27 protein-coding genes, 1 tRNA gene and 1 pseudogene are annotated in these 22,390 nt (G+C 70.8%); 11 read left to right on the top strand and 18 right to left on the bottom strand.

Annotation, left to right across the window (positions count from 1 at the left end):
• Window positions 1-11: 11 nt before the first annotated feature.
• Genes OB08_RS00145 through OB08_RS00130 form a run of 4 tightly spaced genes read right to left on the bottom strand, consistent with a single transcriptional unit; the run spans window position 12 to window position 2,483 of the window.
• Window positions 12-746: an ABC transporter permease gene (locus tag OB08_RS00145; protein ID WP_461470857.1), complete on the bottom strand. Its 735-nt coding sequence runs from the start codon at window positions 744-746 to the stop codon at window positions 12-14.
• On the bottom strand, window positions 743-1,522 hold the full coding sequence (locus OB08_RS00140; RefSeq protein WP_461470855.1) for an ABC transporter ATP-binding protein: 780 nt from the start codon (window positions 1,520-1,522) through the stop codon (window positions 743-745). The genes OB08_RS00145 and OB08_RS00140 overlap by 4 nt, the downstream gene beginning before the upstream one ends.
• Window positions 1,523-1,564: 42 nt before the next feature.
• Window positions 1,565-1,855, bottom strand: coding sequence for a DUF4287 domain-containing protein (locus OB08_RS00135; RefSeq protein ID WP_461470853.1), 291 nt, complete (start codon window positions 1,853-1,855; stop codon window positions 1,565-1,567).
• Between the two features lie 19 nt (window positions 1,856-1,874).
• Window positions 1,875-2,483, bottom strand: coding sequence for a TetR/AcrR family transcriptional regulator (locus OB08_RS00130; protein ID WP_461470851.1), 609 nt, complete (start codon window positions 2,481-2,483; stop codon window positions 1,875-1,877).
• A gap of 75 nt (window positions 2,484-2,558) precedes the next feature.
• On the opposite strand from OB08_RS00130, the gene OB08_RS00125 reads away from it, so the two are divergent.
• Window positions 2,559-3,752: a low temperature requirement protein A gene (locus tag OB08_RS00125; RefSeq protein WP_461470849.1), complete on the top strand. Its 1,194-nt coding sequence runs from the start codon at window positions 2,559-2,561 to the stop codon at window positions 3,750-3,752.
• 122 nt (window positions 3,753-3,874) lie between these two features.
• Here the strand turns inward: OB08_RS00125 and OB08_RS00120 are convergent, their stop codons facing one another.
• The 4 genes from OB08_RS00120 to OB08_RS00105 form a co-directional block, all read right to left on the bottom strand.
• The gene (locus tag OB08_RS00120) at window positions 3,875-4,330 is read right to left on the bottom strand and encodes an Hsp20/alpha crystallin family protein (protein ID WP_461470847.1); all 456 of its coding nucleotides are present in this window, start codon (window positions 4,328-4,330) and stop codon (window positions 3,875-3,877) included.
• A 115-nt stretch (window positions 4,331-4,445) separates the two neighbouring features.
• Window positions 4,446-6,062, bottom strand: a complete 1,617-nt coding sequence (locus OB08_RS00115; RefSeq protein WP_461470845.1) for an L-serine ammonia-lyase, iron-sulfur-dependent, subunit alpha — start codon at window positions 6,060-6,062, stop codon at window positions 4,446-4,448.
• Between the two features lie 129 nt (window positions 6,063-6,191).
• The gene (locus tag OB08_RS00110; RefSeq protein ID WP_461470843.1) at window positions 6,192-6,989 is read right to left on the bottom strand and encodes an alpha/beta fold hydrolase; all 798 of its coding nucleotides are present in this window, start codon (window positions 6,987-6,989) and stop codon (window positions 6,192-6,194) included.
• Window positions 6,990-7,027: 38 nt separating this feature from the next.
• Window positions 7,028-7,393 (bottom strand): VOC family protein, encoded by a 366-nt coding sequence (locus OB08_RS00105; protein WP_461470841.1) that lies wholly within the window; start codon window positions 7,391-7,393, stop codon window positions 7,028-7,030.
• Window positions 7,394-7,537: 144 nt separating this feature from the next.
• Between OB08_RS00105 and OB08_RS00100 the strand changes: the two genes are divergently transcribed.
• Window positions 7,538-7,720, top strand: coding sequence for a hypothetical protein (locus tag OB08_RS00100; RefSeq protein ID WP_461470839.1), 183 nt, complete (start codon window positions 7,538-7,540; stop codon window positions 7,718-7,720).
• A gap of 161 nt (window positions 7,721-7,881) precedes the next feature.
• Complete coding sequence (locus tag OB08_RS00095; protein WP_461470837.1) at window positions 7,882-8,163, top strand: GlsB/YeaQ/YmgE family stress response membrane protein; 282 nt, start codon at window positions 7,882-7,884, stop codon at window positions 8,161-8,163.
• An 85-nt stretch (window positions 8,164-8,248) separates the two neighbouring features.
• Here the strand turns inward: OB08_RS00095 and OB08_RS00090 are convergent, their stop codons facing one another.
• On the bottom strand, window positions 8,249-8,902 hold the full coding sequence (locus OB08_RS00090; protein WP_461470835.1) for a hypothetical protein: 654 nt from the start codon (window positions 8,900-8,902) through the stop codon (window positions 8,249-8,251).
• A gap of 157 nt (window positions 8,903-9,059) precedes the next feature.
• Between OB08_RS00090 and OB08_RS00085 the strand changes: the two genes are divergently transcribed.
• Together OB08_RS00085 and OB08_RS00080 are read left to right on the top strand one after the other, a co-directional pair.
• Window positions 9,060-9,221, top strand: a complete 162-nt coding sequence (locus OB08_RS00085) for a hypothetical protein (RefSeq protein ID WP_461470833.1) — start codon at window positions 9,060-9,062, stop codon at window positions 9,219-9,221.
• 117 nt (window positions 9,222-9,338) lie between these two features.
• Window positions 9,339-10,112: an alpha/beta fold hydrolase gene (locus OB08_RS00080; RefSeq protein WP_461470831.1), complete on the top strand. Its 774-nt coding sequence runs from the start codon at window positions 9,339-9,341 to the stop codon at window positions 10,110-10,112.
• A 298-nt stretch (window positions 10,113-10,410) separates the two neighbouring features.
• On the opposite strand, the gene OB08_RS00075 is transcribed toward OB08_RS00080, so the two are convergent.
• Window positions 10,411-11,079 (bottom strand): Type 1 glutamine amidotransferase-like domain-containing protein, encoded by a 669-nt coding sequence (locus OB08_RS00075; RefSeq protein WP_461470829.1) that lies wholly within the window; start codon window positions 11,077-11,079, stop codon window positions 10,411-10,413.
• A gap of 166 nt (window positions 11,080-11,245) precedes the next feature.
• Here OB08_RS00075 and OB08_RS00070 point away from each other — a divergent pair, with 166 nt between their 5' ends.
• Together OB08_RS00070 and OB08_RS00065 are read left to right on the top strand one after the other, a co-directional pair.
• A complete protein-coding gene (locus tag OB08_RS00070; protein WP_461470827.1) occupies window positions 11,246-11,422 on the top strand; it encodes a hypothetical protein in 177 nt (58 codons plus the stop codon).
• A 1-nt stretch (window position 11,423) separates the two neighbouring features.
• The gene (locus tag OB08_RS00065) at window positions 11,424-12,002 is read left to right on the top strand and encodes a GNAT family N-acetyltransferase (RefSeq protein ID WP_461470825.1); all 579 of its coding nucleotides are present in this window, start codon (window positions 11,424-11,426) and stop codon (window positions 12,000-12,002) included.
• 45 nt (window positions 12,003-12,047) lie between these two features.
• Here the strand turns inward: OB08_RS00065 and OB08_RS00060 are convergent, their stop codons facing one another.
• The 5 genes from OB08_RS00060 to OB08_RS00040 all read right to left on the bottom strand — a co-directional run bounded on the left by OB08_RS00060 (window position 12,048) and on the right by OB08_RS00040 (window position 15,298).
• Window positions 12,048-13,232 (bottom strand): endonuclease/exonuclease/phosphatase family protein, encoded by a 1,185-nt coding sequence (locus tag OB08_RS00060; RefSeq protein ID WP_461470823.1) that lies wholly within the window; start codon window positions 13,230-13,232, stop codon window positions 12,048-12,050.
• A gap of 345 nt (window positions 13,233-13,577) precedes the next feature.
• Window positions 13,578-13,991, bottom strand: coding sequence for an AAA family ATPase (locus tag OB08_RS00055; RefSeq protein WP_461470821.1), 414 nt, complete (start codon window positions 13,989-13,991; stop codon window positions 13,578-13,580).
• A 52-nt stretch (window positions 13,992-14,043) separates the two neighbouring features.
• Window positions 14,044-14,116 (bottom strand) — tRNA-Arg (locus tag OB08_RS00050).
• Window positions 14,117-14,226: 110 nt separating this feature from the next.
• Window positions 14,227-14,613: an MmcQ/YjbR family DNA-binding protein gene (locus tag OB08_RS00045; protein ID WP_461470819.1), complete on the bottom strand. Its 387-nt coding sequence runs from the start codon at window positions 14,611-14,613 to the stop codon at window positions 14,227-14,229.
• A gap of 70 nt (window positions 14,614-14,683) precedes the next feature.
• Window positions 14,684-15,298 carry an asparagine synthase gene (locus OB08_RS00040; RefSeq protein ID WP_461470817.1) on the bottom strand — a complete coding sequence of 205 codons (615 nt, stop codon included), beginning with the start codon at window positions 15,296-15,298 and terminating at the stop codon, window positions 14,684-14,686.
• Between the two features lie 95 nt (window positions 15,299-15,393).
• On the opposite strand from OB08_RS00040, the gene OB08_RS00035 reads away from it, so the two are divergent.
• The 4 genes from OB08_RS00035 (at window position 15,394) to OB08_RS00020 (ending at window position 17,744) form a co-directional block, all read left to right on the top strand.
• Window positions 15,394-16,242: an SDR family NAD(P)-dependent oxidoreductase gene (locus tag OB08_RS00035; RefSeq protein WP_461470815.1), complete on the top strand. Its 849-nt coding sequence runs from the start codon at window positions 15,394-15,396 to the stop codon at window positions 16,240-16,242.
• Window positions 16,243-16,387: 145 nt separating this feature from the next.
• Window positions 16,388-16,582 carry a hypothetical protein gene (locus tag OB08_RS00030; RefSeq protein WP_461470813.1) on the top strand — a complete coding sequence of 65 codons (195 nt, stop codon included), beginning with the start codon at window positions 16,388-16,390 and terminating at the stop codon, window positions 16,580-16,582.
• Window positions 16,583-16,746: 164 nt separating this feature from the next.
• On the top strand, window positions 16,747-17,163 hold the full coding sequence (locus OB08_RS00025) for a DUF4383 domain-containing protein (protein ID WP_461470811.1): 417 nt from the start codon (window positions 16,747-16,749) through the stop codon (window positions 17,161-17,163).
• 11 nt (window positions 17,164-17,174) lie between these two features.
• On the top strand, window positions 17,175-17,744 hold the full coding sequence (locus OB08_RS00020) for a hypothetical protein (RefSeq protein ID WP_461470809.1): 570 nt from the start codon (window positions 17,175-17,177) through the stop codon (window positions 17,742-17,744).
• 106 nt (window positions 17,745-17,850) lie between these two features.
• Here the strand turns inward: OB08_RS00020 and OB08_RS00015 are convergent, their stop codons facing one another.
• From OB08_RS00015 to OB08_RS00005, 3 genes and pseudogenes are all read right to left on the bottom strand, one after another.
• On the bottom strand, window positions 17,851-18,795 hold the full coding sequence (locus OB08_RS00015) for an aldose 1-epimerase family protein (RefSeq protein ID WP_461470807.1): 945 nt from the start codon (window positions 18,793-18,795) through the stop codon (window positions 17,851-17,853).
• A 98-nt stretch (window positions 18,796-18,893) separates the two neighbouring features.
• Complete coding sequence (locus OB08_RS00010; RefSeq protein ID WP_461470805.1) at window positions 18,894-21,878, bottom strand: immunoglobulin-like domain-containing protein; 2,985 nt, start codon at window positions 21,876-21,878, stop codon at window positions 18,894-18,896.
• A 38-nt stretch (window positions 21,879-21,916) separates the two neighbouring features.
• A pseudogene (locus OB08_RS00005) lies at window positions 21,917-22,390 on the bottom strand (L-arabinose isomerase); the annotation flags it as partial.

Below are 22,390 nucleotides of genomic sequence, written 5' to 3'. Positions count from 1 at the left end.
GCGCCGGGCCGCTAGGGGGTGCGGCGCCGGAGCGTCAGCGACGCCAGCACGAGAGCGCCGACGAGGAATCCGGCGACGACCAGCAGCGGTCCGTAGACGTCCCACCCCTCGTCGCCCGCCGTGACGGCGTTGATCGCGTCGATCGCGTAGCTGAGCGGCAGGAAGTCCGAGATCACGTAGAGGGCCTCGGGCATGTCCTCGCGGGGCATGAACAGGCCGCCGACCAGGATCTGCGGGAAGACGATGAGCGGCATGAACTGCACCGCCTGGAACTCGGTTCGCGCGAACGCGCTCGCCAGCAGCCCCAGTGCCATGCCGAGCACCGCGTCGGTCACCGCGACCAGGCCGAGCTGCCACACCGGCCCTTCGGTCTCGAGTCCGCACACCCACACCGCGAACGACACGGTCACGACCGCCTGCAGCATGGCCATGAGACCGAAGGCCAGCGCGTAGCCGACGATGAAGTCGGCTTTGCCGAGCGGAGTGGTCATGAGCCGCTCGAGCGTGCCGGAGCGACGCTCGCGGAGCGTCGTGATCGACGTGATCAGGAACATGATGATGAACGGGAAGAGCGCGAGGATCGGCGGTCCGTACATGTCGAACACGCCGTCCTGGTCGCTGAACAGCCACGCGAACAGGCCGACCAGCAGGCTCGGCGCCACGAGCATCAGCGCGATGGAGCGAGGATCGTGCGTCAGCTGGCGCAGGATCCTCGCGGCGGTGGCCAGGGTGCGGATGCCGTTCATTCACCGGCCTCCTCGCGCACCTCGCGCCGCGTGGCGGGATGGTGCCCGGCGCGGGACGCGTCGCGCTCGATGAGCGTGAGGAACGCGGCATCCGGATCGGTCTGCCCCGTCTCGGCGAGAAGCCCCTGCGGTGTCGTGTCGGCGATGATGCGGCCGCCGCGCATGAGGATGAGCCGGTCGCACCGCAGCGCCTCGTCCATGACATGGCTGCTCACGATGATCGTGGCTCCGGCGTCGGACAGGCCGCGGAACATGTCCCACAGCTCGGATCGCAGCACCGGGTCGAGCCCGACGGTGGGCTCGTCGAGCACGATCAGCTCCGGCGCGCCGAGCATCGCCACCGCGAGCGAGACCCGGCTCTCCTGGCCGCCGCTCAGCGAGTCGACGGTCTGGCGGGCCTGACCGCTCAGCCCCACCGTGTCGATCACGCGATCGACGTCGGACCGCGGGGCGCCGATGATGCGCGCGAAGTAGCGGAGGTTCTGCTCGATCGTGAGGTCGCCGTACACCGACGCCGCCTGGGTGTCGTAGGCGACGCGTCGCCGCTGGACGGCGGTCCCGGCAGGCGAGCCGAGCACGGTCACGGTGCCACCGGCGACCTTCTGCACGCCGACGATCGAGCGCATCAGCGTCGTCTTGCCGCACCCTGACGGCCCCATGAGGCCGGTGATCTGGCCGCGCGGGATGTCGAAGTCGAGGCTCGAGAACACCTCGGTGGTGCCCCTGCGCACGTGCAGGCCGCGGACCTCGACCGCATTCCCCGGCTGTTTATTCATCACGCGATGAATTATTCGCCCGCCAGCCCGCGGGGTCAAGACCTACGCGCGGGGATTGGTCGCCTTGCCGTCGAGCCACAGCATGTCGGACGGATCGGAGTGCGCGGTGCCGGTGCCCACGTGCTTCGCGCTGATCTGCGGGCCCTTGGTGATGACGTGCACGAGCGCCATCGCATGACCGCGCCCTAGGCCGTAGTCCTCGCCGAGCCAGGCGACGATCTCGCCCGCTTTGCTACCCGGACCGAACCCCTTCTGGGAGGCGAGGTCGACGAACTGTCGCGGAGTCAGCCCCGTCTTGTCCTCGATGTTGTCGAGATATGCCTGGAAGGTCATGGGGTCCTCTCGCTGGTGATCAGTCATACAGATAGCGCTGCAGCGTCGGTCCGACCCGCCCGACGATGTCGTCGACGGATGCCTCGGACAGCGCCGGCAGCCGCAGAACGTACCGCGCGATCAGTATGCCCGCCACCTGCGACGCTGCGAGCGCGGCCCGCAGCTCGGCGTCGGGCACCTCGAGGGAGCGCGCGATGCGCGCGAGGAGCTCACGAGAGAGGAAGCCGGCGAGGAGCGGCGTGGTGAGCTTGTTGCCGATCGCGTGGCGCAGCAGCACGACGCCGCGCCGGCGCACGTCGGGCTGCTCCCACGCGTCGAGGACGTACCGGACGATCCGTTCGCCGACCTCATCCCGCGGGCCGGCGAGGATCTCGGGGATCGCGAGGTCGGGTCGCATCGGCGCACCGACGGTCTCACCGAAGAGGTCGGCCTTCGTGCCGAAGTGGTGGTGGACCAGGGCGGAGTCCACGCCGGCGCGCGCGGCGATCCCGCGGATCGTCGCACCGTCGTAGCCCGCCTCGCCGAACTCGTCGATGGCCGCCGCCAGGATCCGCTCGCGCGCGTCGGACTCGCCCGCGCGCGGCCGGCCGCGGCGCCGCTTCGGCGCGGGCACGACGTACTCCACCACGCGCACAGCCTACGACTGCGGGCACGGCGACGACATCGCCGCCCCGCTTCGCGACCCGTGGTGCCAGGATGAGGCATGCCCTTCGGGATGAGCCGCGACGTGATGCGGCCCGTCGACTCGCCGCGCACCGACCGCGTGACCTACGTCGAGCTGTTCTTCGACCTCGTCTTCGTCTTCGCGCTGACCCAGCTGTCGACGTACCTGTACGAGAACCAGACCGGTCTCGGCGTGCTCGAGGGCGTCATCATGGTCTGCGCGCTGTGGTGGGCGTGGGTCTCGACGACGTGGGTCACGAACTGGCTCGACCCGGTGACCCTTCCCGTGCGCGGCGCCGTGATCGCTCTGGCGTTCGTGGCGCTCGTCATGAGCGTCGCCATCGCCGAGGCGTTCGGCGAGCGGGCCTGGGCCTTCGCCGTCGCGTACGTCGTCCTGCAGGTGGGGCGCACCGGGTTCATCGTGTGGGCGACGGCACGGCATGACCGGCCCGTCGCCCGCGACTTCGCACTGGTGCTCGTCTGGACCGTCGCCGGCGGCGTGCTGTGGATCGTCGGCGCCCTGCTCCCCCTCCCGTGGCAGCTGCCCCTCTGGATCGCGGCGCTCGGCCTCGAGCTGCTCGGCACCGCTTTGGGGTTCCCGGTCCCCGGCCGCGGCCGCGTGCTCATCGGCGCGTGGGACCTGTCCGGCCCCCACATCGCCGAGCGCACCGCGCTCTTCGTGCTCATCGCCCTCGGCGAGGGCCTCCTGGTCTCCGGCTTCGCGTTCGTCGCGAAGGAGTCGTCCGCCGACACGATCATCGCCATGAGCGCGGCCTTCGTCGCGGCGGCGGCATGCTGGTGGATCTACTTCGACCACGGTGAGCGCATCGGCTCGGAGGCGATCGACGCGTCGGACGAGCCCGGCCGGCTCGCCCGCACCGCGTACACGTGGATCCACCTCGCGATCATCGGCGGCGTCGTGATGCTCAGCGTCGGCGACAAGGAGGCGCTGTCGCATCCGCACGAGCACGGACTCGCTCCGGCGCTCGGCGTGCTCGGCGGCCCGCTTCTCTTCCTCATCGGCACGACGCTGTTCCGCTGGGTCCTCGAGAAGCGGTGGGCGCGGAGCCAGGTGGCGGGCGCGATCGCACTGGCGGTGCTGATAGGCGTCGCCGCGACCCTCGTGCCGCTGGACGCACTGACGCTCTCCGTGCTCGCGTCGGCGCTCCTCGCTCTCGTCGCCGCGGGCGAGACGCTCGAGCGGGTGCGGCGCGGGCGCCGCAGCGGCGGCTGAAGCTGCTGGGCGTCGGAGCCCGAGGGTGAGCCGCTCGCGATCCGGCGGGTGAGACGAAGGGTCGGAACGAGAGACGCCCCGCATCACTGAGGATGCGGGGCGTCGGGCGTCTCAGCCGGTCGTCACTGCTCGATGGGCTGCGGTTCGTCGCGGGTCTCCTGCGCGGTGATCGTCTGCGCACCGGCATCCGACCGCACTTCGATCTTGCGGGGCTTGGCCTTCTCGCTCACCGGGATCGTGACGCTCAGCACGCCGTTGCTGTAGTCCGCCGTGATGCGCTCGGTGTCGATGCCCTGCCCGAGGTTGAGCTGGCGCAGGAAGCTCACCGCTTCGCGCTCGCGCGTGATCCACTTCACGCCCTCACCCGTGGTGAGCGAGCGCTCGGCGCGGATCGTCAGCAGCTGGCCGTCGACGTCGATGTCGACCGAGCCGGGGTCGATGCCCGGCATGTCGGCGGTCAGCACGTAGTGGTCGCCGTCGCGATAGAGGTCCATCGGCATGCGCCGTGGACCGCGGCGGGCATCCAGCAGGCTCGACGCGAAGCGGTCGAAGTCGCGGAACGGGTCGTAGGTTGCCATTGTGTGCTCCTTCTGTGCGATGTGTCGATTGATCAAGAGTTGAGTCGACTCGACTCAACTGTGATCAGATTAGCACTCTCATACCGAGAGTGCCAACGACTTCACCGACTCAGGGTCAGCACTCGATGACGTTGACGGCGAGACCGCCCTCGCTCGTCTCCTTGTACTTGTGCGACATGTCGATGCCCGTCTGACGCATGGTCTCGACGACGGCGTCGAGCGAAACGTAGTGCGAGCCGTCGCCGCGGAGCGCGAGGCGCGCGGCCGTCACCGCCGTCGACGCCGCGATCGCGTTGCGCTCGATGCATGGGATCTGCACGAGCCCGCCGACCGGGTCGCACGTGAGGCCGAGGTGGTGCTCCATCGCGATCTCCGCCGCGTTCTCGATCTGCCGGTTCGTCCCGCCCATCACGGCGGTGAGCCCGCCCGCCGCCATCGCGCACGCCGAGCCGACCTCGGCCTGACAGCCGCCCTCGGCGCCCGAGATCGAGGCGTTCGCCTTGAAGAGCGACCCCAGCGCGGTCGCGGTGAGCAGGAAGCGACGGATGCCGCGCCGCCGGTTCGCCTCGGCGACGGTGAGGTCGTCCCACGCGGCCGCCTCCTCCGGCGGGGTCGCATGCCCGTCGTAGCCGAGCAGGGCGCTGCCGACGAGCTCGCCGTACGGGGTGACGGCGTTGCCCGCGCCCAGCCCGGAGTCGGCGAGGAATCTCCACCAGTACATGGCCACGGCGGGGACGATGCCGGCCGCGCCGTTGGTCGGCGCCGTCACGACGCGCCCGCCCGACGCGTTCTCCTCGTTGACGGCGAGCGCGAACGCGCCCAGCCACTCGCCTGGGAGCTCGCGGCGACCGTCGGCCTCGGCGTCGACGAGCTGTTCGCGGATCGAGCCCGCGCGACGCTTCACCTTGAGGATGCCCGGCAGGACCCCGTCGGCGTGAAGACCCGCTTCGACGCAGCCGGACATGGCGTCCCAGATGGCGTCGAGGCCGGCGGCGATGTGCTCGTCGTCGCGCAGCGCCTCCTCGTTGATGCGCGCGAGCTCGGCGATCGTCAGGCCGTGCTCGTCGCACAGCGCCAGGAGCTCCTCTGCCGAGCGATAGTCGAGTGGAAAGCTCGCCGCCCGCACACGCGGAGGCTCGCCGTCGCGGCGGATGAAGCCGCCGCCCACCGAGTAGTACGTCTCGCGCAGGACGAGGCCGTCGTCGCCGGCGACCTCGACCGCCTGCGCGGTCGGCGCGGCGCCGAGCGCATAGGCGGCGCCGGTTTCGCGCACCGCGGCGGACGCGGCATCCTTCCCGATCTTCATCGCCCTCGACGCATGGGACGTCGACCATGCCTCGAGGGTCATGGCGTTCGGGTGCCCGGGAAGTCGCGTTCGCGGCTCGAAGATCACGTCGTCCTTGGCGAAGGCGATCGCGTGGCTGCCGGCGAGCGGCAGCACACGACCCTCGGGCCACGCGCTCCAGGCGGAGCGGACCGCGTCGGGGTCGACGGTCTCGGGCTCGAGGCCCATGAGGCCGGCGACGATCGCATCCGGGGTGCCGTGTCCGATGCCGGTCGCCCCGAGCGAACCGTAGAGGGTGCACGTCACGCGTGCGACGGAGCCGAGGAGACCCTGCTCGCGCAGACGGACGACGAAGTCGAGGGCGGCCCGCATGGGACCGACCGTGTGGGAGCTCGAGGGTCCTACACCGATGGAGAACAGCTCGAACGCCGAGACGTAGGCGCTCACCCCTCCAGGCTACGCCGTCGCGGCTGCAGACTGCGCACCGTGATCACATCGAGATGAGCAGGATGCCGGTCGCCGACGCCTGACCCGTGGCAGACTGCCCCGCCGCGTCGCACGTGCCCCGCGGAGCGGTCAGCGCTGCGTGAAGAACTCGACGGCCGACGCCCGGAAGACCCGCGAACCCGGCGCGTTGAAGTGGTGGCGGTCGGGCAGCTCGACGAACTCGCCGTGCGGCGTCGCCTCGGCCAGACGGCGCGAGCGTTCGAGGATGGCGTCCTCCGAGCCGGTCGCGAACAGCACCTTCTGCTGCGGCGGACGCGCGGGATCGGGGTCGGCGTCGCCCAGGCGCATGCCCTCGGCGAGCGCGACGAGCGCCCGCAGATCGTTGCCGGCCACGCGTTCGGCCAGCGTGACGTAGTTGCGGGTGACCTGGTCCTCGACGGGAGTGCCGTGCTCGGCGTACGCGCGCGCCTGCTCGATCTGCAGGCGGGCGAGCGGGCGGCCGTCCGGGATGCCGCCGAGCACCGCGCGCTCGACGTGCTCGGGTGCGTTCACCGAGAGCTGCCATCCCACGCGGGCTCCGAGCGAGTAGCCGGCGTAGAGCACGGACCCGAGGAGGTAGGTGTCGAGCACGGCGATGAGGTCGGCCGTGAGCGCCTCCATGCCGTACGCCTCCGGCTCGTGCGGCTTGTCGCTGGCGCCATGACCGCGCTGGTCGACGCCCAGCACGCGGAACCCGGCGCGCGTGAGGTCGCGCACCCAACCGGTGCTCACCCAGTTGTCGCGGCAGCTCGACGCGAAGCCGTGCACGCACAGCACGGCCGGCGCGTCGTCGTCGCCCCACGAGTAGGTCGCGATGCGATGACCCTCCGCCGACATGACGAACTGCGGAGCGGGCATCTCGGTGAGGGCGGGGAACGGGGCATCCACCCGCCCATTCTCGCGCGTGAGCGGATGCCGCGTCGCGGTCACGCGCGCTGGAAGGCGACGAGCCCGACGAGGTTGCCTTCGGAGTCCTTGATGAACGTCTGCCACTCCTCGTGCCCGCGCGGCCCGAGGCGGTCGTCCTCGTGCGCGAAGATCACGTGCGGCGGCGTGGCGACGTCGACGACGCCGTCCAGGCGCTCGAGCGTCTCGTGCACGTTGTCGACGTGGAGGTAGATCAGCGACGACGGGGCGTTGCGATCGAGCAGCAGACGCACGCCGTCGAGGTCGAAGAAGACCAGCCCCGGCGGGTCGAACCGCGCCGTGGGGGTCGCGTCGAGCAGCACCGTGTAGAAGTCGGCGGCACGGTCGGGGTCGTCGGCGTGCTGGGCGATCTGGACGAGTCTCATGCCGCACATTCTCACGCCCGCGCCTCCGCCCCGCCAGCACGATCCGCAGGTCCCCTCGGCCCGACGACGAAAGTCAACCCCCGATCGCCCGTCACCAGGATCCGCGTAGGAAGGAGCCGTTCACCTCGACGATCGGAGACGACCATGCTCTTCGCCCTGTACGCCATCCTGCTGCTCGGCGGCATGTACCTCGTGGGCGTCTCGTTCGCGTCGCCCACTCTTCCCGGGCTGATCTTCATCGCCGGCGTGCTGTGCATCTCGGCCGCCGTCGCGGTGCCCGTGACGATTCAGCGCCGGGACAGCGGCGTGCACCGCTCGAGGGACTGAACCGCCCTCCTCGGTACGGTCACCGACAGCTGTCGGCGCGGATATTAGCGGCTGAACGGTGCGAGGGGTAGGGGCAGGGGCCTGTCGAGTGGGTGGTTGTTAGCGTGACGGACGCACCATGAGTGCCCGCCCCCCGGGCACTCGCAATGGAGGAGGAAATCATGCTCTGGACAATTCTCGGCCTCATCATCATCGGCCTCATCGCCGGTCTCATCGCCCGGGCGATCATCCCCGGCAAGCAGAGCATGGGCATCTTGATGACCATCGTGCTCGGAATCGTCGGCTCGTTCGTGGGCGGCTTCCTCGGATTCCTGCTGTTCGGCAGCGATCCGAACGGCGGGTTCCTGCAGCCGGCCGGCATCATCGGCTCGATCATCGGCGCGATCATCGTGCTCGGCCTCTACGTGTTCTTCGCCCGACGCGGCAGCGCACGCACGCGCTGACCCGCAGTTTCCCGGTCGGCACCTGGCGCTGACGCGGGCGGGGGGCCTCTCGCGACCATGCGGTCGAGGGGGGCCTCTCGCCTTGTCAGCCGCACTCCTCGACGTCGCCGAACAGGAACGCGAACGCCGAGTGGGCAGGCGGCTCGAGCACGCGGGTCTGTCCGTGCGACGAGACCGTGACGGCCGGAATCGACCAGCTCGTGCTCGTGCACTCCATGTGATGCGGGTCGCCGCCGTAGACGAGCGGCGCCTCCAACGTCTGCAGCTCGCCGGCGCCCACGACCAACGGGCCCTGGAGTGCGAACACCACATCCTGGCCTTCCACGACACCCGCGCTCCCATTGGGGTTGACGAACGGCACCTCGAGGTCGGTCGCGTTGCCCGCAGCCAGCATCCGCAGCGTGACCGCGTCGATCTGCACCTCGGCCCAGCCGTCGTTCATCACCTGGATCCGCAATTCGCACCTCGCCCCGTGCTTCAGCTGGACCACCTGCGACAGGAACTCGTCGTGAATCGCAGCGGGCATGACCCCGACTTCGGCACCGGTGCAGGTGATCGGCTGGGCGTCGTAGAGGACGGTCACGCCGCCCAGCGCAGCACCCGCCACCAGTTGCCAGGCCACGCAACCCGCCGCCGCCAGACCCGCCAGCGCGATCACCGTCGCGCGCCATCCCACCCGGCGGCGCGGTGCCGAGGGCGTCGGGGTGTCTGTCGCGATCTCATCCTCGAGCACCGTCATGGGCAGATGATGGCAGGTATGCTCCGGCTCCGGTGGGTCAGAGAGGCCGTTCTGTGGAAAGTCCGCTCTGCCCGCACGCCGTCGCGGCGCTGTCAACCCGTGCGCGGAACCGGCGCGACGGTCGTACGGTGCCGGGAACGGCGAGAGGAGCACCGACATGGAGCGCAGCACCGAGCGATCGAGCCGGCCCGACGACGGCACGCCCAAGCCCGGCGGGCTCGGGGAGGACGGAACCATCCCGGACGACCCCGACGGCGTCGCCGCCGGGCACACCGGTGAGCAGTCGACGTTCGAACCGGAGGAGGACGATCAGGCCTGAGGGCCGGGGAACGGATGCCGCGACGCGACGCGCCCGCCCGAGCAGGCGACGTACCTGGGCGATGCGTACGCACACCCCGGCCTTGAGAGTGTCCGGGACCCGTGCTTTCGTGACGGCATGGAAACCACCACTTCAGCCGACGGCACCACCATCGCGTTCGAGCAGGTCGGCGACGGACCCGCCGTCGTGATCCTCGGGGGCGCGTTCTCGGTCGCCTCCGACGGCGCGGGTCTCGCGAGCGCGCTGGCGGATGCCGGGTTCCGAGCGATCACCGTCGACCGGCGCGGCCGCGGGTCGAGCGGCGACAAGCGCGGCTCCTCCCCCGACGACGAGGCAGCCGATGTCGCTGCCGTCATCGATGCCGTCGGCGGAGAGGCGATCGCGCTCGGCCACTCGTCCGGCGCGGTGCTCGCGCTGTACGCCGCGTCGCGCGGAGTGCCGATCCGGGCGCTGTTCCTCTCCGAGCCGCCGTTCCGCTTCGGCGTCGACGAGCCCGACCCCCGCCTGACCGACCGCCTGCAGCGGCTGGTCGACGACGGGAAGAGTGACGAGGCGGTGGTGACCTTCCAGCTCGAGGGCGTCGGACTGCCGAAGGACATGGTGGAGGGCATCCGGCAGAGCGAGCAGTTCGCCGCTCTCGTGCCGCTCGCGCAGTCGACCGTCTACGACGCCCGGCTCACCGCCCAGGTGTCGACGCCGCCGGCCGAGATGCTCTCCGTCGAGCAGCCCGTCACGATCCTGCGTGGCGAGCAGACGTTCCCGATCCTCGTGACTGCCGCGGATCGGCTCGCCGAGGCGATGGACGGCGCGGAACTCGTGATCGTCCCCGAGTCGGTCATGCACCGACCCGACCCCGAGGCGACGGCGCGCGTGGTGCGCGACCGCGTCTGAGGCACTCACTCCTGGGGCAGCGCGATGTTCTCGAGGCTCGGCGGACGCGGGCCCGGAGTCCCCCACAGGCTCGACAGGCCCGCGCCCCGCGGCCGGCCCTCGCCGTGCCGCGCAGAGGGTGGGAGGTGTATCTGCGGCCGGGCATCACCCAGCGCCGGTCCCGCAGGCCTCCCCTGAGTACCCCTCCGCGGAGCAGATTGCACCCGGACGGCACGAAGCCGTGCGGCCCTTGACAATCGGAGAGACGGTGGGTTACAGCCGATCGCCGCCCGCCTGCCACCTCGTGTCTCCGCCGCGATCAGCGGAGCTGCTCCCACCGCCCTTCCGAGATGACTTCGACGGTGCCGTCGACCACGGAGATCGCCGTCTGGTCGTCGATCGCGTAAGCGACCCCGGTGATCCGGGTCGCCCAGCGGTGCGCACTCTCGCGGGTGTTCGAGGACCAGCCCGGATAGTCGAGGTGCGGGAAGATCGAGAAGTCGACGACGCCGAGCGTCGCGTCGTCGCCCTCTGGGCGCCAATCGACGAACTCCGCGCCGACGCGCGGGGTCATCACCATGCTTCCGGCGCTCACCCCCACCCAGACGGTGTCGTCGAGCGACGGCAGCAGTTCGGCGAGCCCCGACTCCCGCATCCAGTGCGCGAGGTACACCGCCTCGCCGCCGTCGACCAGGAGCACATCCGCCTCGCGGACCCAGGGCGCCCAGCGCTCTGCGCCGATGCCCGGCAGGGCGGTGAGCTCGAGCACCCCGACCGACTTCCAGCCGAGGTCGACCAGGCTCGCGCCGCCCTCCCACCGACCGGCGACGGTTTTCCACACGGACTGGGGCGAGCAGGCGGGCTGGCCCCACTGCGCGGTCGGTATCAGCAGCGCCGAGGACTCCTCGATCGGCTTGCCGAGCAGCTCGACCAGCGCCGCACGGATCGACGCGTTCGTGATTCCGCCTGAGGTGAGCAGCAGCTTCATGTGATCCCTCGGTGTCGTTCCGGCGCGGCCAGTGCCGGCTCGCCGCCCATTGCTGCCGCCGAGTCTAGGCACGCCGTGCGACACGTACGGGGCGCGGTGGCGCATCCGATGTCGGAGAATCGCCGGTCGGCATACAGTGGCGGTGTCGTCGATCGAAGGATCTGCCGTGTCACCGAATGCCGAGCCGTCGCACCCTCACATCCCCCGACCGGGTGAGCCCACGATTCCCGAGATCGAGGTGGACGAGTCCGTCGCGCCCCGGCCGGAGGAGGAGATCGCCGACGTCGCCCGGGCGGAGCCGGACGTCGCCGATCACCGCGAGCCCCGCCGCCAGGAGACCTGACATGGCGGCGCACGTCATCAGGCCCCTGACGCTCGACACCTTCCCGGCATGGCTCGCGCTCGCCGAGAAGCACAACGGCGTGTGGGGCGGGTGCTACTGCCGCTACTTCCACGACGACACCGAGCGCACCAAGAAGGCGGACATGGACGGTCCCGCCTTCAAGCGGCGAATGGTCGAGGAGGGCGTCGCCCACGCGGCCCTCGTCTTCGAGGGCGAGCAGGCGATCGCCTGGTGCGAGTACGGCAGCCCGTCCGAGCTTTCCCGCATCTACCACCGCAAGGAGTACGACGCCGGCGAGTCGAGGCCGGCACCGTGGCGCATCACGTGCTTCTTCGTCGACCGCGACCACCGGCGCCAGGGCGTGGCCCTCGAGGCGCTGAGAGGGGCACTCGACCTCATCGCCCAGGCCGGCGGCGGAGAGGTGGTGTCGTTCCCCAATATCGTCGAACCGGGCACGCGCGTCTCGGCATCGTTCCTCCACAACGTGACGCCCGGCATGTTCGAGGAGGCGGGTTTCACGCTCGAACGCCGTATCGGCAAGAACAAGACCGTGATGCGCAGGGTCGTCGCCCCGGCCTGAGGAAGGGGCGGGAGAGACCCGGTGTCAGCCCAGCGGACCGGAGGCCTACCCGAGGTCGATGTCGACGTACAGCGCGGCGTGGTCCGATGCCGCCTCGTGGTCGGCTTCGATCGTGTCGAAGTGGGGGAACAGCGTGCCATTGACGCCGCCCCACACGCCCTTGCGGAAGATCCCCGCGCCGGTCGCCCGAGCGAGCAGCGCCGGCGACAGGAGGAGGTAGTCGATCTTGCTCGACTTCGTGCCGTTGCCGAAGGTGCCGGGGCGGTCTTCGTCGGGGTCGCCGTCGTCGAAAGGCGTCACCGCGGCGATGTCGACGAGATCGGTGCCGGTCAGCAGCGGCGCGAGCGCCTCGCTCCCCGGGGTGTCGTTGAAGTCGCCGAGCACCACGACGTGCTCGACGCCGGCCGCGCGGAGTCCTTCGTAGATCTCGGCGGTGCGTGAGGACTGCCGCTTGCGCCGGGCGATGCTCGTCGGGTTGTTGCCGCCGAACTTGCTCTTGAAGTGATTGACGAGCACGACGAGGCGTTCGCCCGCGAGCGCCGTTCCGGCGGGGAACGTGAACCAGTACTCGGGGCAGTCGCGGCTGAAGACGCGGTCGCCGAACGGGCCGTCGTCGATGTGCGACCGCATCGAGGCGAGCGGGTAGGAGCCGGTGGCGAGGATCCCGACGTCGATGCCGCGCGGGTCGTTGCCGTCGATCACCATGACGTGCGGATACAGAGGGTCGGCGGTCCGGTCGTCGACGACGAGCGAGTCGGTGAAGCGGGCGAGGGTGAGCCGGTCCTCCGCCTCGACGATGCCGACGATGTCGGCCCACACCTCGCGGATGACCCGAGCCGTGTTCGAGATCGCGCGTTCGTCGATGCGGTCCTTGATGAGGTCGACCCAGCCCGTCCAGTCCGCTCGTCCGTCGGCGACGACGGTGACCGCCGATCCGTCGGGGTCGTTCTTCGGCCGTCGCAGCAGCCGTCCGCGGATCCGCCGCAGCACCACGTAGGTCGAACGCCGGGTGGCGTCGCCGTCGTCGCGCAGAAGCTTCAGCTCACCCAGCAGCAGGAGGATCTCGGCCTTCACCTCCGGGGTGTAGACCTCGCGCTCGAACAGCTCGTTGACCCTCGCGTGGGCGCGGAGCACCGTGGCGGCGACCGGCTCCGGCTGATTCATCGCGCGGGGACGGGAGAAGAGGTTCTCCACGTTGTACGCGGCGATCCGGATGCTTCGCTGAGCCATGACAACCCCCTGAGAGCTCTGCACCGATCGTCGGGCGATCGACGCCGTCACCAGAAGGGAACCGCGCCCGCCTGCCCTGATACACCAGCCGGGGCTGGAGATCTGGTCGGGCACGGATGAGTTCGGATCTCCGTGCCTGCTGTCGGTCAACCGCGCCAACGGCACACTCTCGCGGGCTGAGGAACAGCCGCTCCGCGATGTCGGCGTCGGTCGCCCCTTCGGCGGCGAGCCGGGCGACTGTCGCCTCCTGCGGGGTGAGGTCGGCGAGGGCGGAGCGGACGCCTTCGTGGTGGACGCCCAGGGCTGCCAGCCCCAGGGGATCGGCGCGGCCGGCCGCCGCCCCATCTACGGATCCGGCGTCCGTGCCACGGGGCGCAGCGAGCCGAGCTGCGTCAGAATGACACCCGCGACCTCGTGCACTGGCGCGCTCGCGTTCACCCGCAGGTGCGGGCCGCTCCACGGCTCGAAGGACGCGCGGCGACGACGCACATCCTCCCAGGTCGGCTCGGGAACGTGGCCGAGGTTCCGGGTTCGCTCCTCCAGCCGGCGACGATGCTCGCCCTCGTCGTCGAGGGTGAGAAGGACGAACCTCAGCGGAGACAGTGTGGCCGCGGCCGCGCGACGCCAGGTGTCTCGCGCCGGCTCGCTGTCGTTGACGGCATCGACGACGACGGTCCGCCCGAGAGCCAGATTCTGCTCCGCCGCTGCTCGCACAGCCTCATACGCGGCCACGCCGGTCGCCACGCGTACCAGAAACACGAAAACCCGCGGGACTCCGCGGGTTTTCAATGCTTACTGTCTCAACACAGTGCGCGCCCGAAGGGACTCGAACCCCTAACCTTCTGATCCGTAGTCAGATGCTCTATCCATTGAGCTACGGGCGCACGTTGACGCTCTCGCGCACAACGTCGTCAAGAATACCCCACGCTTCTGCCCCGCGCGAATCGAGGGCCGGCGGCGACGGATCCCGGGCGTGTCTTCACGCGCGGCGCTGTCAGGCGCCGTCGAGCGCCCTCAGCTGACGCTGCAGCGCGACCTGGCGATACGACGTGTCGAGCAGTTCGGCGAGCAGCATCCAATCGCCCGCGTCAGCGGTCACCCGCAGCGCGAGCCAGCCGTACGCGCCCTCGTACGGCGGCACGAAGACGTCGTCGCGCTCGAGCAGCACCGGGCGCTCCGACGCCTCGGGGATGAACACGACCGCGCCCTCGTGGGCGACTCCGACGATGGCGAACTGCCGCTTGCCCGCTCGGAACGTGTAGCGCCCGTGCGAAATCACCTCGGCGGCCTCCGGGTACGGCATGCACAGCGCCCGCACACGCTCGACGAGAGGGTGGTCCGGCGCGAAGCGCATCGGATGCCCGGCTGCGTCGACGTCCATGCGCCGAGAGTACGCCCAGGGCACCGACGGGGCCCGCAGCCCGACGACGCCGGAATCGCGGGGCCCGCCGTCAGGCGTCGAGTTCGCTCAGGTCGAGCCCGGACGCCCGTGCGGTGGGCGCGGCGTCCGTCACCTCGTCGTCGGCACCCGCACGACGCCGGTGCGCGGCGAGGCGCGGCAGGTCGACGAGCCGCAGCGACTGCATACGCGCGGCGCGCATCTGCTCGTAGTCGGGGTCGAGATCGGGCCGCATGCCCTCGACGTTGAGCCGACGCTCGAGGTTCGCCTCCACGTCACCCCAGGCGGCATCCCTGGCCTGCTCGACGAGCGTGCGGACGGCGTGCGGGTCGTCGGCGATGCGACGCAGCTCTTTGGCGACGCCGATGTACTGGCGGTACCGCTTGCGGAGGTTGCGCATGTCGCGGTCGCGGTAGTCGTGCGTGCCGTCGGGGTCGGTGAACTTGCCCCAGGCCTTCTTGCGCTGGCGCTTCGCGAGCGCCGCGGCGGCCTCCTGCTCCTCGGCCAGCGAGATCAGCGCGTCGTGCGCGAACGGCGCCACGCGCGCGAGCTCGAAGGTCTCGTCGTGCGCGATCGTCTCGACCAGGATGTGGTTGCGCACCGCCAGCCGGGCGGCGGCGGATGCGATGGAGACGCCCTCGGCGATCGCCTCTGCGGTCTTGCCCATCGCACCTCCTCCTCCAAAGAGGCTAGCGTCCGGCGGCGGCTCGCGAGTCCGCGAGAATCGTAGGCATTGGTCGACGTCGACGAGAGGGATCGAACATGGCGCGGATGCAGCGGCTCGAGGTGCGCGGCAGGACGACCGTCATCACCGGCGCGGCGAGCGGGATGGGCGCCGAGGTCGCGCTCGAGCTCTCGCGGCGCGGTGCCCACGTCGCCCTCGTCGACCGCAACGCCGAGGGCCTCGAGGCGACGCGCGCCCGTCTCACGGGAACCGGTCACACCTCGCACGTCGTCGACCTCACCGACGACGACGCCGTCTTCGCGCTCGCGGCAGAGGTCGAGGCAACCCACCCGCACGTTCAAGCCCTCATCACGTGCGCCGGATCGTCGATGCTCGGCGATGTCGATCAGCTCACGATGGACGAGATGCGATGGCTCATGGACGTCAACCTGTGGGGCACCGTCAACATCACCAAGGCGCTCCTGCCGGCGCTCCGGAAGGAGCCTGCGGCGCACATCACTCACCTCGTGAGCATCTACGGCCTCGCCGCCCCCGCGGGTCGCATCCCGTACGCGATGAGCAAGTTCGCCGTGCGCGGCTTCACCGAGGCGCTGCGCCACGAGCTCGAGCGCTCGACGGTGAGCGTCGGAGCGATCTATCCGGCCGGAGTCAAGACCGGCATCATCGGACGCGGCCGCTTCGCCGCCGCGATCGATCCCGCGGTGGCCGACCGCGCCGCGGCCGCGCAGGCCGCGATGTACCACACCGAGCCGGAAGACGCCGCGGCGCGCATCGTCGAGGCGACCGTCCGCCGGAAGCCGCGGGTGATGGTCGGCCGCGAAGCCCGCCTGGTCGACGTGCTGACCCGCATGACGCCGACGCGCTACTGGGCGCCGATGCGCCGCCCGCTGCGCGAGGCGATCGACACGACGACGCCGATCCGCTGAGGCTCCGCGGTCAGACCGGCTGGTGTACTGCGCCTTGCCGAACCCGCGTGATATCAACGCTCCAGCGACCGCGCAAGCCCCCTGTCCCGGATCGCGCGCCGTTCTAGCGTCGAAAGTGCACAGTCCGCCAGGAAGGGAGAAGTCCATGGGATTCATGGATGACGCCAGGCAGACGGCCGAGGCCGTCGGCGAGAAGATCGGCGACACGTGGGACGACACCACCGATCGCATCGGAGACAAGGCCGACGAGATGAAGGCCGACGCCGACGTCAAGCGGGCCGAGGCCGAGCGCGATTCGGTGAAGCGTCGCAACGACATCAAGGAGGAGCTGCGGGACTGACCCCGCCTCCGCCGCGATGAGCGGCACGCGACTGAGGGCCACGGAGCTTCGGCTCCGGGTCCTCTGTCGTTCAAGACCCGGGTTCGGGAGGCAAACCGATCCGGAGCACGGTCCGAACAATCACACAGGAAGCGGCATCCGCCGCAATGAACAGGAGAACGATCATGCGCTCACCGAATCGCCTCGTGGCCATCATCTTCGGCGCGGTGTACCTGCTCGTCGGGTTGCTGGGCTTCGCCTTCACCGCCGGCGTGGGCTTCATCGCCACCGAGGGCGGATTGCTGCTCGGGATCTTCGAGGTCAACCCGCTGCACAACGTCGCCCACCTTCTGATCGGCGCGGCGCTGCTCATCGCCGGCCTGAAGTCGGTGCCGGCCGCCAAGGCCGTGAACATCACGGTCGGCGCGGTCTACCTGCTGCTCGGCGTCGTCGGCTTCTTCCTCGTCGACACGGCGCTGAACATCCTCGCCCTCAACACCGCCGACCACTTCCTCCACCTCGCCAGCGCGCTGGTGCTGCTGGGCGTCGGCCTGGGAGCGGAGCGCGGCGTGCGCACCGAGACCACCGGCCGGACGGTCTGACGGATCCTGTCATGACCTCCGCGATCGCCACCGCCGACGGGGCAGCCGGGTCTCAGACCCGGGTGCCCCCGGCGCTCCGCGGCGCCCTCCCCTCGTGGGCGGCCGTCGCGGCGTGGGGCGCGGGCCTCATCGAGATCGCGCTCGGCGCGGGAGCACTGACGCAGGGAGGCGCCGCCCGGGGGGCCGGCATCGCCCTCGTCGCTCTCGGTGCCGGCGCGCTCGCGTGGGGAGTTGCAGCACTCGTCCGCGGACGCATCGTCGTCCCGCGGACGGGTGTTGCGGCGAGTCTCGCGGGCATCGCCGCCGGCATCCTCGCACTCACGGCCGACCCGGTGCGCACGAGCATCGTGGCCGTGGGTGCGGCATCCGCCCTGCTGCTGGCGACGGCACTCGCGTGCGCCAGTCGCCTGCGCGGACGCGGGGAGAGGAGAGCGGATGCCGCTCCCCCGCGCACCTGGGTGATGATCGCTGCCGCGATCGTGGTCGCGGCGGTCGTCACGCCGGCGCTGGCTGCGACCGAGGCGGGACGAAACGCGTCACCGCACGGCGAGCACATGCTCGTCGACCCCGGCCACCACTGACCCGGACCTCTGAGCCCGTCGACGGGCGAGGGTGCCACCGGCCCCTCGGCGGGCTCAGCCGGGCGTCCGCGGCGACGAGGTCGCCTCAGACCGTCGCGGGCTCGGCTCAGTCGATCGCCGCGATGCGCCAGGACGCCGTCGACTCGGCGCCCGGCTCGAGCACGATAAGCCCCGCGTCGAAGTCGTAGTCCGCGGCGTTGAACGCGTCGGGTGCGCACGTCATCGGCTCGACGGCCAGGCCCAGCCGGCTCAGCGCGGGCTCGGGCTTGTCGGCGGTGTGGATCTGCACCCACGCACACGCGTCGTCCCACGACATCTGCACGCCTGAACCCGACGCCGCCGTGACGCGCACCGTCGTGAGGCCGCGTGCGTCGCGGGCGAGGCCCGAGTAGGCGTGGTCGATCTCGACCGAGCCGATCGTGCGGGCGGTGCGGAAGTCGAAGCGCTCCGGCTCGTCGGCGTCGACGGCGACGAGATCGGTCGGAATGAGGCGGTCGGGCGTCACGGCCAGCACCTCGGCGGCCGGCAGCTCGAGCGTCCAGTCGTCGACGAGACCGTCGCCGGCGACGAGGTACGGGTGCGGGCCCGTGCCCCACGGGGCCGGCTCTGCGCTCTCATTGCGCGCGGTCACCGTCTGCGTCAGGCCGTCGGGACCGAGCTCGAAGCGCGTGACCACGACGATGCGCCACGGATACCCGGACTGCGGCTGGATCACGGCCGCCAGCGTCACGTGGTCGGGACCCTTGTCGACGGCTTCGAAGTCGAGCCAGGCGGCGAGGCCGTGGAGAGCGTGCGAGCGCGCCGGCTCGGTCAGGGAGAGCTGACGCTCGACGCCGCCGAACGTGTAGCGGCCGTCGACGACGCGGTTCGGCCACGGGGCGAGCGTCGCGCCCCGGTACGACGGGCGCACCTCGTCGGCGTCGAACGGCACGACCAGGTCGCGTCCGGCGTAGGTGAGCGAGCGGACCGTGGCTCCGACGCTCGCGATGACGGCCTCGTAGTCGCCCGCGCGGAGCGCGTGCTGGGTGCCGGACGAGGGGGTGCGTGCCATGGGTGGAGATCCTCAGGTCTGATGTGTCGGGAAGGTCCCAGTATCCCGCGACGGGCGGAAGGCCCGCGACACCGGTCGCGGGCCCCCCGTCGTCGGGACTACTGGCAGGTGGCGGCTGCGACCGACACCGTGGAGGTGTGGCTGCGGCCGTCGGCGGACTGCGCGGTGATGGTCACCGGGTGGGCGGCGATCGACGCGGCGCGCGTGGCGAACGAGGCCGAGGCCGTCTTGCCCGCCGCGACAGTGACGGTCTTCATGCCGTACGTCCCCGTGATCGTCACGGTGGCCGCGACGTCGTCGGCGTTGGTGACGCTCACGATCTCGGTGATCTTGCCGGCGACGCAGCGCGTGGTCGCCGTCGCGGTCAGCTCGAGGCCGAAGGTCACCGCCGACGATGTCGAGGGGCTCACGAGCCCGTCGGTGTAGCCGTCGTACGTCGCGGTGACCGAGCCGACGCCCGCCGGGACGGTGACCGAAGCGGACCCGTCCTCGAGGTCGACGGTCTCGCTCCACGAGCCGCCGGCGAACGTCACGGTTCCGACCACGTCGCCGTCGTCGTCCGCGGCGACCGCGGCGGTGGCGGTGCGGCCGGCGGCGGTCAGCTCCGTCGTGGAGCCCACGGCCGCGACATCCGTCCAGTCGTGCATCGCGTCGAGCACGGTCTGCGTGACGCTCACGAAGGCGCCGTGGCGCGGGCTGGCCGGCAGGCCGCCCGGTGCCCGCACGACCCACTCCGCCCGCTGCGACAGGCGGTTGGACTGCTGGCTCGAGGCGATGGCGCCCTCCGACGTCACGAACGCCCGGTAGCCGCCCGCGCTGTAGTTGTCGACGAGGAACACGTAGCCGTCACCGGCCGCGTTGTTGTTCGGGTCGCCCGCGTTGAGCTTGATGACCTCGGGCCCCTCGCCCGACTGGCCGGTCTCGAGGCTCGTCATGCGGGTGTCGGTCAGCTGCCATGTGGTGTTCGGGTCGGCCGTCCAGCTCGACTGGGTCGTCGGCGCGGTGAGCACCTTGGAGCGCTCGAGGAAGATGTCCTTGCCCGCCTCGAGGGTGCCGGCTGCGCCGCTCTCCTCGTTCTTCGTGAAGCGGTAGTAGTAGTCCCCGATCTTGGTGACCGTCGAGTCGATGCGCGCGTACCCGGTGTCCTGCCACGTGGCCGGCGGATACGTGAACGTCTGGAAGTCGCGCGTCAGCACGTAGAACATCCGGGCGTACAGCTTGTCGCTGTTCGTGTGCGACGCATCCGAGTACAGGCGCGATGCGAAGAACACGACGTACGACTGCAGCTCGTCATCCCAGTACGCCTCGGGCGCCCACGTCATGCCGGCGGCGGGCTGGTTGATCGTGATGCCGGTGTTCTGGCCGTTCGTGCGGTCCCAGTGGACCAGGTCGGTCGACTCCCACACCTCGATCTTGAGGCTGCCGTTGGACTGCGCGGGGCCCCAGCCGGTGCCGCAGCTGATGCACAGGTCGGTGGCGACCATGTAGTACTTGTCGCCGTCCTTGGAGCGGAGGATGTACGGGTCGCGCAGGCCCTTCGTGTCGGCCGTCGAGGTGATGACCGCGTTGCCGCCGTTCACGGGCGAGAACGTGAAGAAGTCGTTCCCCGACGTCGCCGCCTGGTAGATCTTCTCGTCGCCGTCGGACTTGAAGTACGCCGAGGCGTAGCCCGCATCCGGAGCCCAGCGGCCCTCTTCGGCGACGGCGACCTCGAACGTGCGCTCGGCGGTCTGGCCGTTGAGCGTCGCGTGGGCGGTGAGCGTGACCTCGACGTCGCCCTCGCCGTAGGCGGGGCGCTCGACGAGGCCGCCGCCGCGGAAGGGGTCGGCCGCACCGACGGCGGGCGCCGTGTACGCGGCATCCGTCGGCGTGACGAGCTCGGGGTCGGATGACGTCCACGTGATCGCGGCCCCGTTCACCGCGCCCTTCGTGGCCAGCGGGAGGTGCTCGGTGGTGCGCGCGGCGAGGCGGATCGCGTCGAGGTCGGCCGACACGTTCGGGGCGAGCACCGTCGCGTCGAACGTGAGCGTCGACCCGAGCGACGTGGTCGCCGTCAGCGTGACCGGCGTGTTCGCGGCGATCGCACGCGACACGACACCGGTGGTCGAGATCACGGCGGAGTTCGACGTCGCCCACGTGAGCGTGACGCCGTTGACGGATGCCGGCAGCGTGAGGTTGCTCGACACCGCATCCAGCGACGGGTTGGCGCCGAGCATGTTCGCCAGCACGTCTCCGCGCAGCAGGGCCGCGGTGGCCGCCGTCTTGTCGGCGGCGGTCGGCATGCTCGCGGTGACCTCTTCACCGGTGAGCGCGACGTCCCAGAACTTCACGTCCGAGACGTCGGCGCGCAGGAGCGAGTCGCCCTGGTACAGGGAGCGGCCGAGGTAGCCGAGCACGTTGCCCGCGGGGATGATCGAGCTCAGCGAGCGCGTGTGGGTCAGGGTCGAGATGACCGAGCCGTCGCGGTACAGCGTGAGCGTGTTGCCCGAGCCGACCATGGTCAGCGTCGTGAAGCCGGGGTTCAGGCCGCCGCCGGCAGGCATGCGGGACTCGCCGTTGTCGGTGCCGTTCTTCACGCGGATCGCCGCCAGCACCTGGTTCGTGTAGCCGCTCTGCGACGACCGCGGGCTGAGGAAGATGTGGTTCCCGAGGGTCGTCGTGTTCCACGGGCCGACGCCGTCGCCGATCACCCATCCGAAGTGATTCGCCGAGGTCTGCGTCGACACGGTGTACTCGACCGTGAAGTCGTTGTCGGTGCCGGTGACGAGGCCCTTCGGCAGCGACGCGTAGCCGTCGGCGCGGAAGCGCAGCACGTCATCGGCGCCCGCCTTCGCGAACGAGCCGTCAGCGAGTCCGGAGAGGGTCGCGTTGCGGCCGTTCCCCGAGACGTCGAGAAGCGACGTTCCCGAGTGTGACATGTCGTAGTGGGCGCTCGGAGCCGGCACCGCGGCCGCGTTGGCGGCCAGCGGTGCCGTGAGGCCCATCACCGAGACCGCGAGGGCCGTGGCGACGGATGCCGCGACCGCGCGGCGTGCGGAACGCCGGCGCGGTACGCGAGTGGACGGTGGCGATTGCGGTCTCATCGGTGAGGCCCCCCTCGGGTTCGGGTGTTGCGGTCCGCTCAGAGGCCCTGAGCGAGTCGGTAGTACGCCTGGTTCCAGCGCAGCTCGCGCTGGAACGAGCGGACGGTGGTGTCCTCGTCGATCACGACGAGCTCGGTCTTGGCGATGTCGGCGAAGTCGCGGAACACCTCGATGCCCACCGCGGTGGTCATCACGGTGTGGTGCGCGGCGCCGGCGGCGAGCCAGCACGCGGCCGACGTGGCGAAGTCGGGGGCCGGCTCCCACACCGCGCGGCCGACGGGCAGCTTGGGCAGGTCGGGGGCGTCGACGTTCTCGACGACGTTCGCGACGAGGCGGAACCGGTCGCGCATGTCGCTCATGGCGACGACGAGCGCGGGGCCGGGGTCGGCGGTGAAGACCAGGCGCACCGGGTCGTCCTTGCCGCCGATGCCCAGCTGGTGCACCTCGAGGCGCGGCTTCGCGCTGGTGAGCGACGGCGAGACCTCGAGCATGTGGGCGCCGAGGATGCGCTC

The organism is Microbacterium sp. HJ5, assembly GCF_054824025.1.
This window is presented reverse-complemented; position numbering and strand designations above follow the sequence as displayed.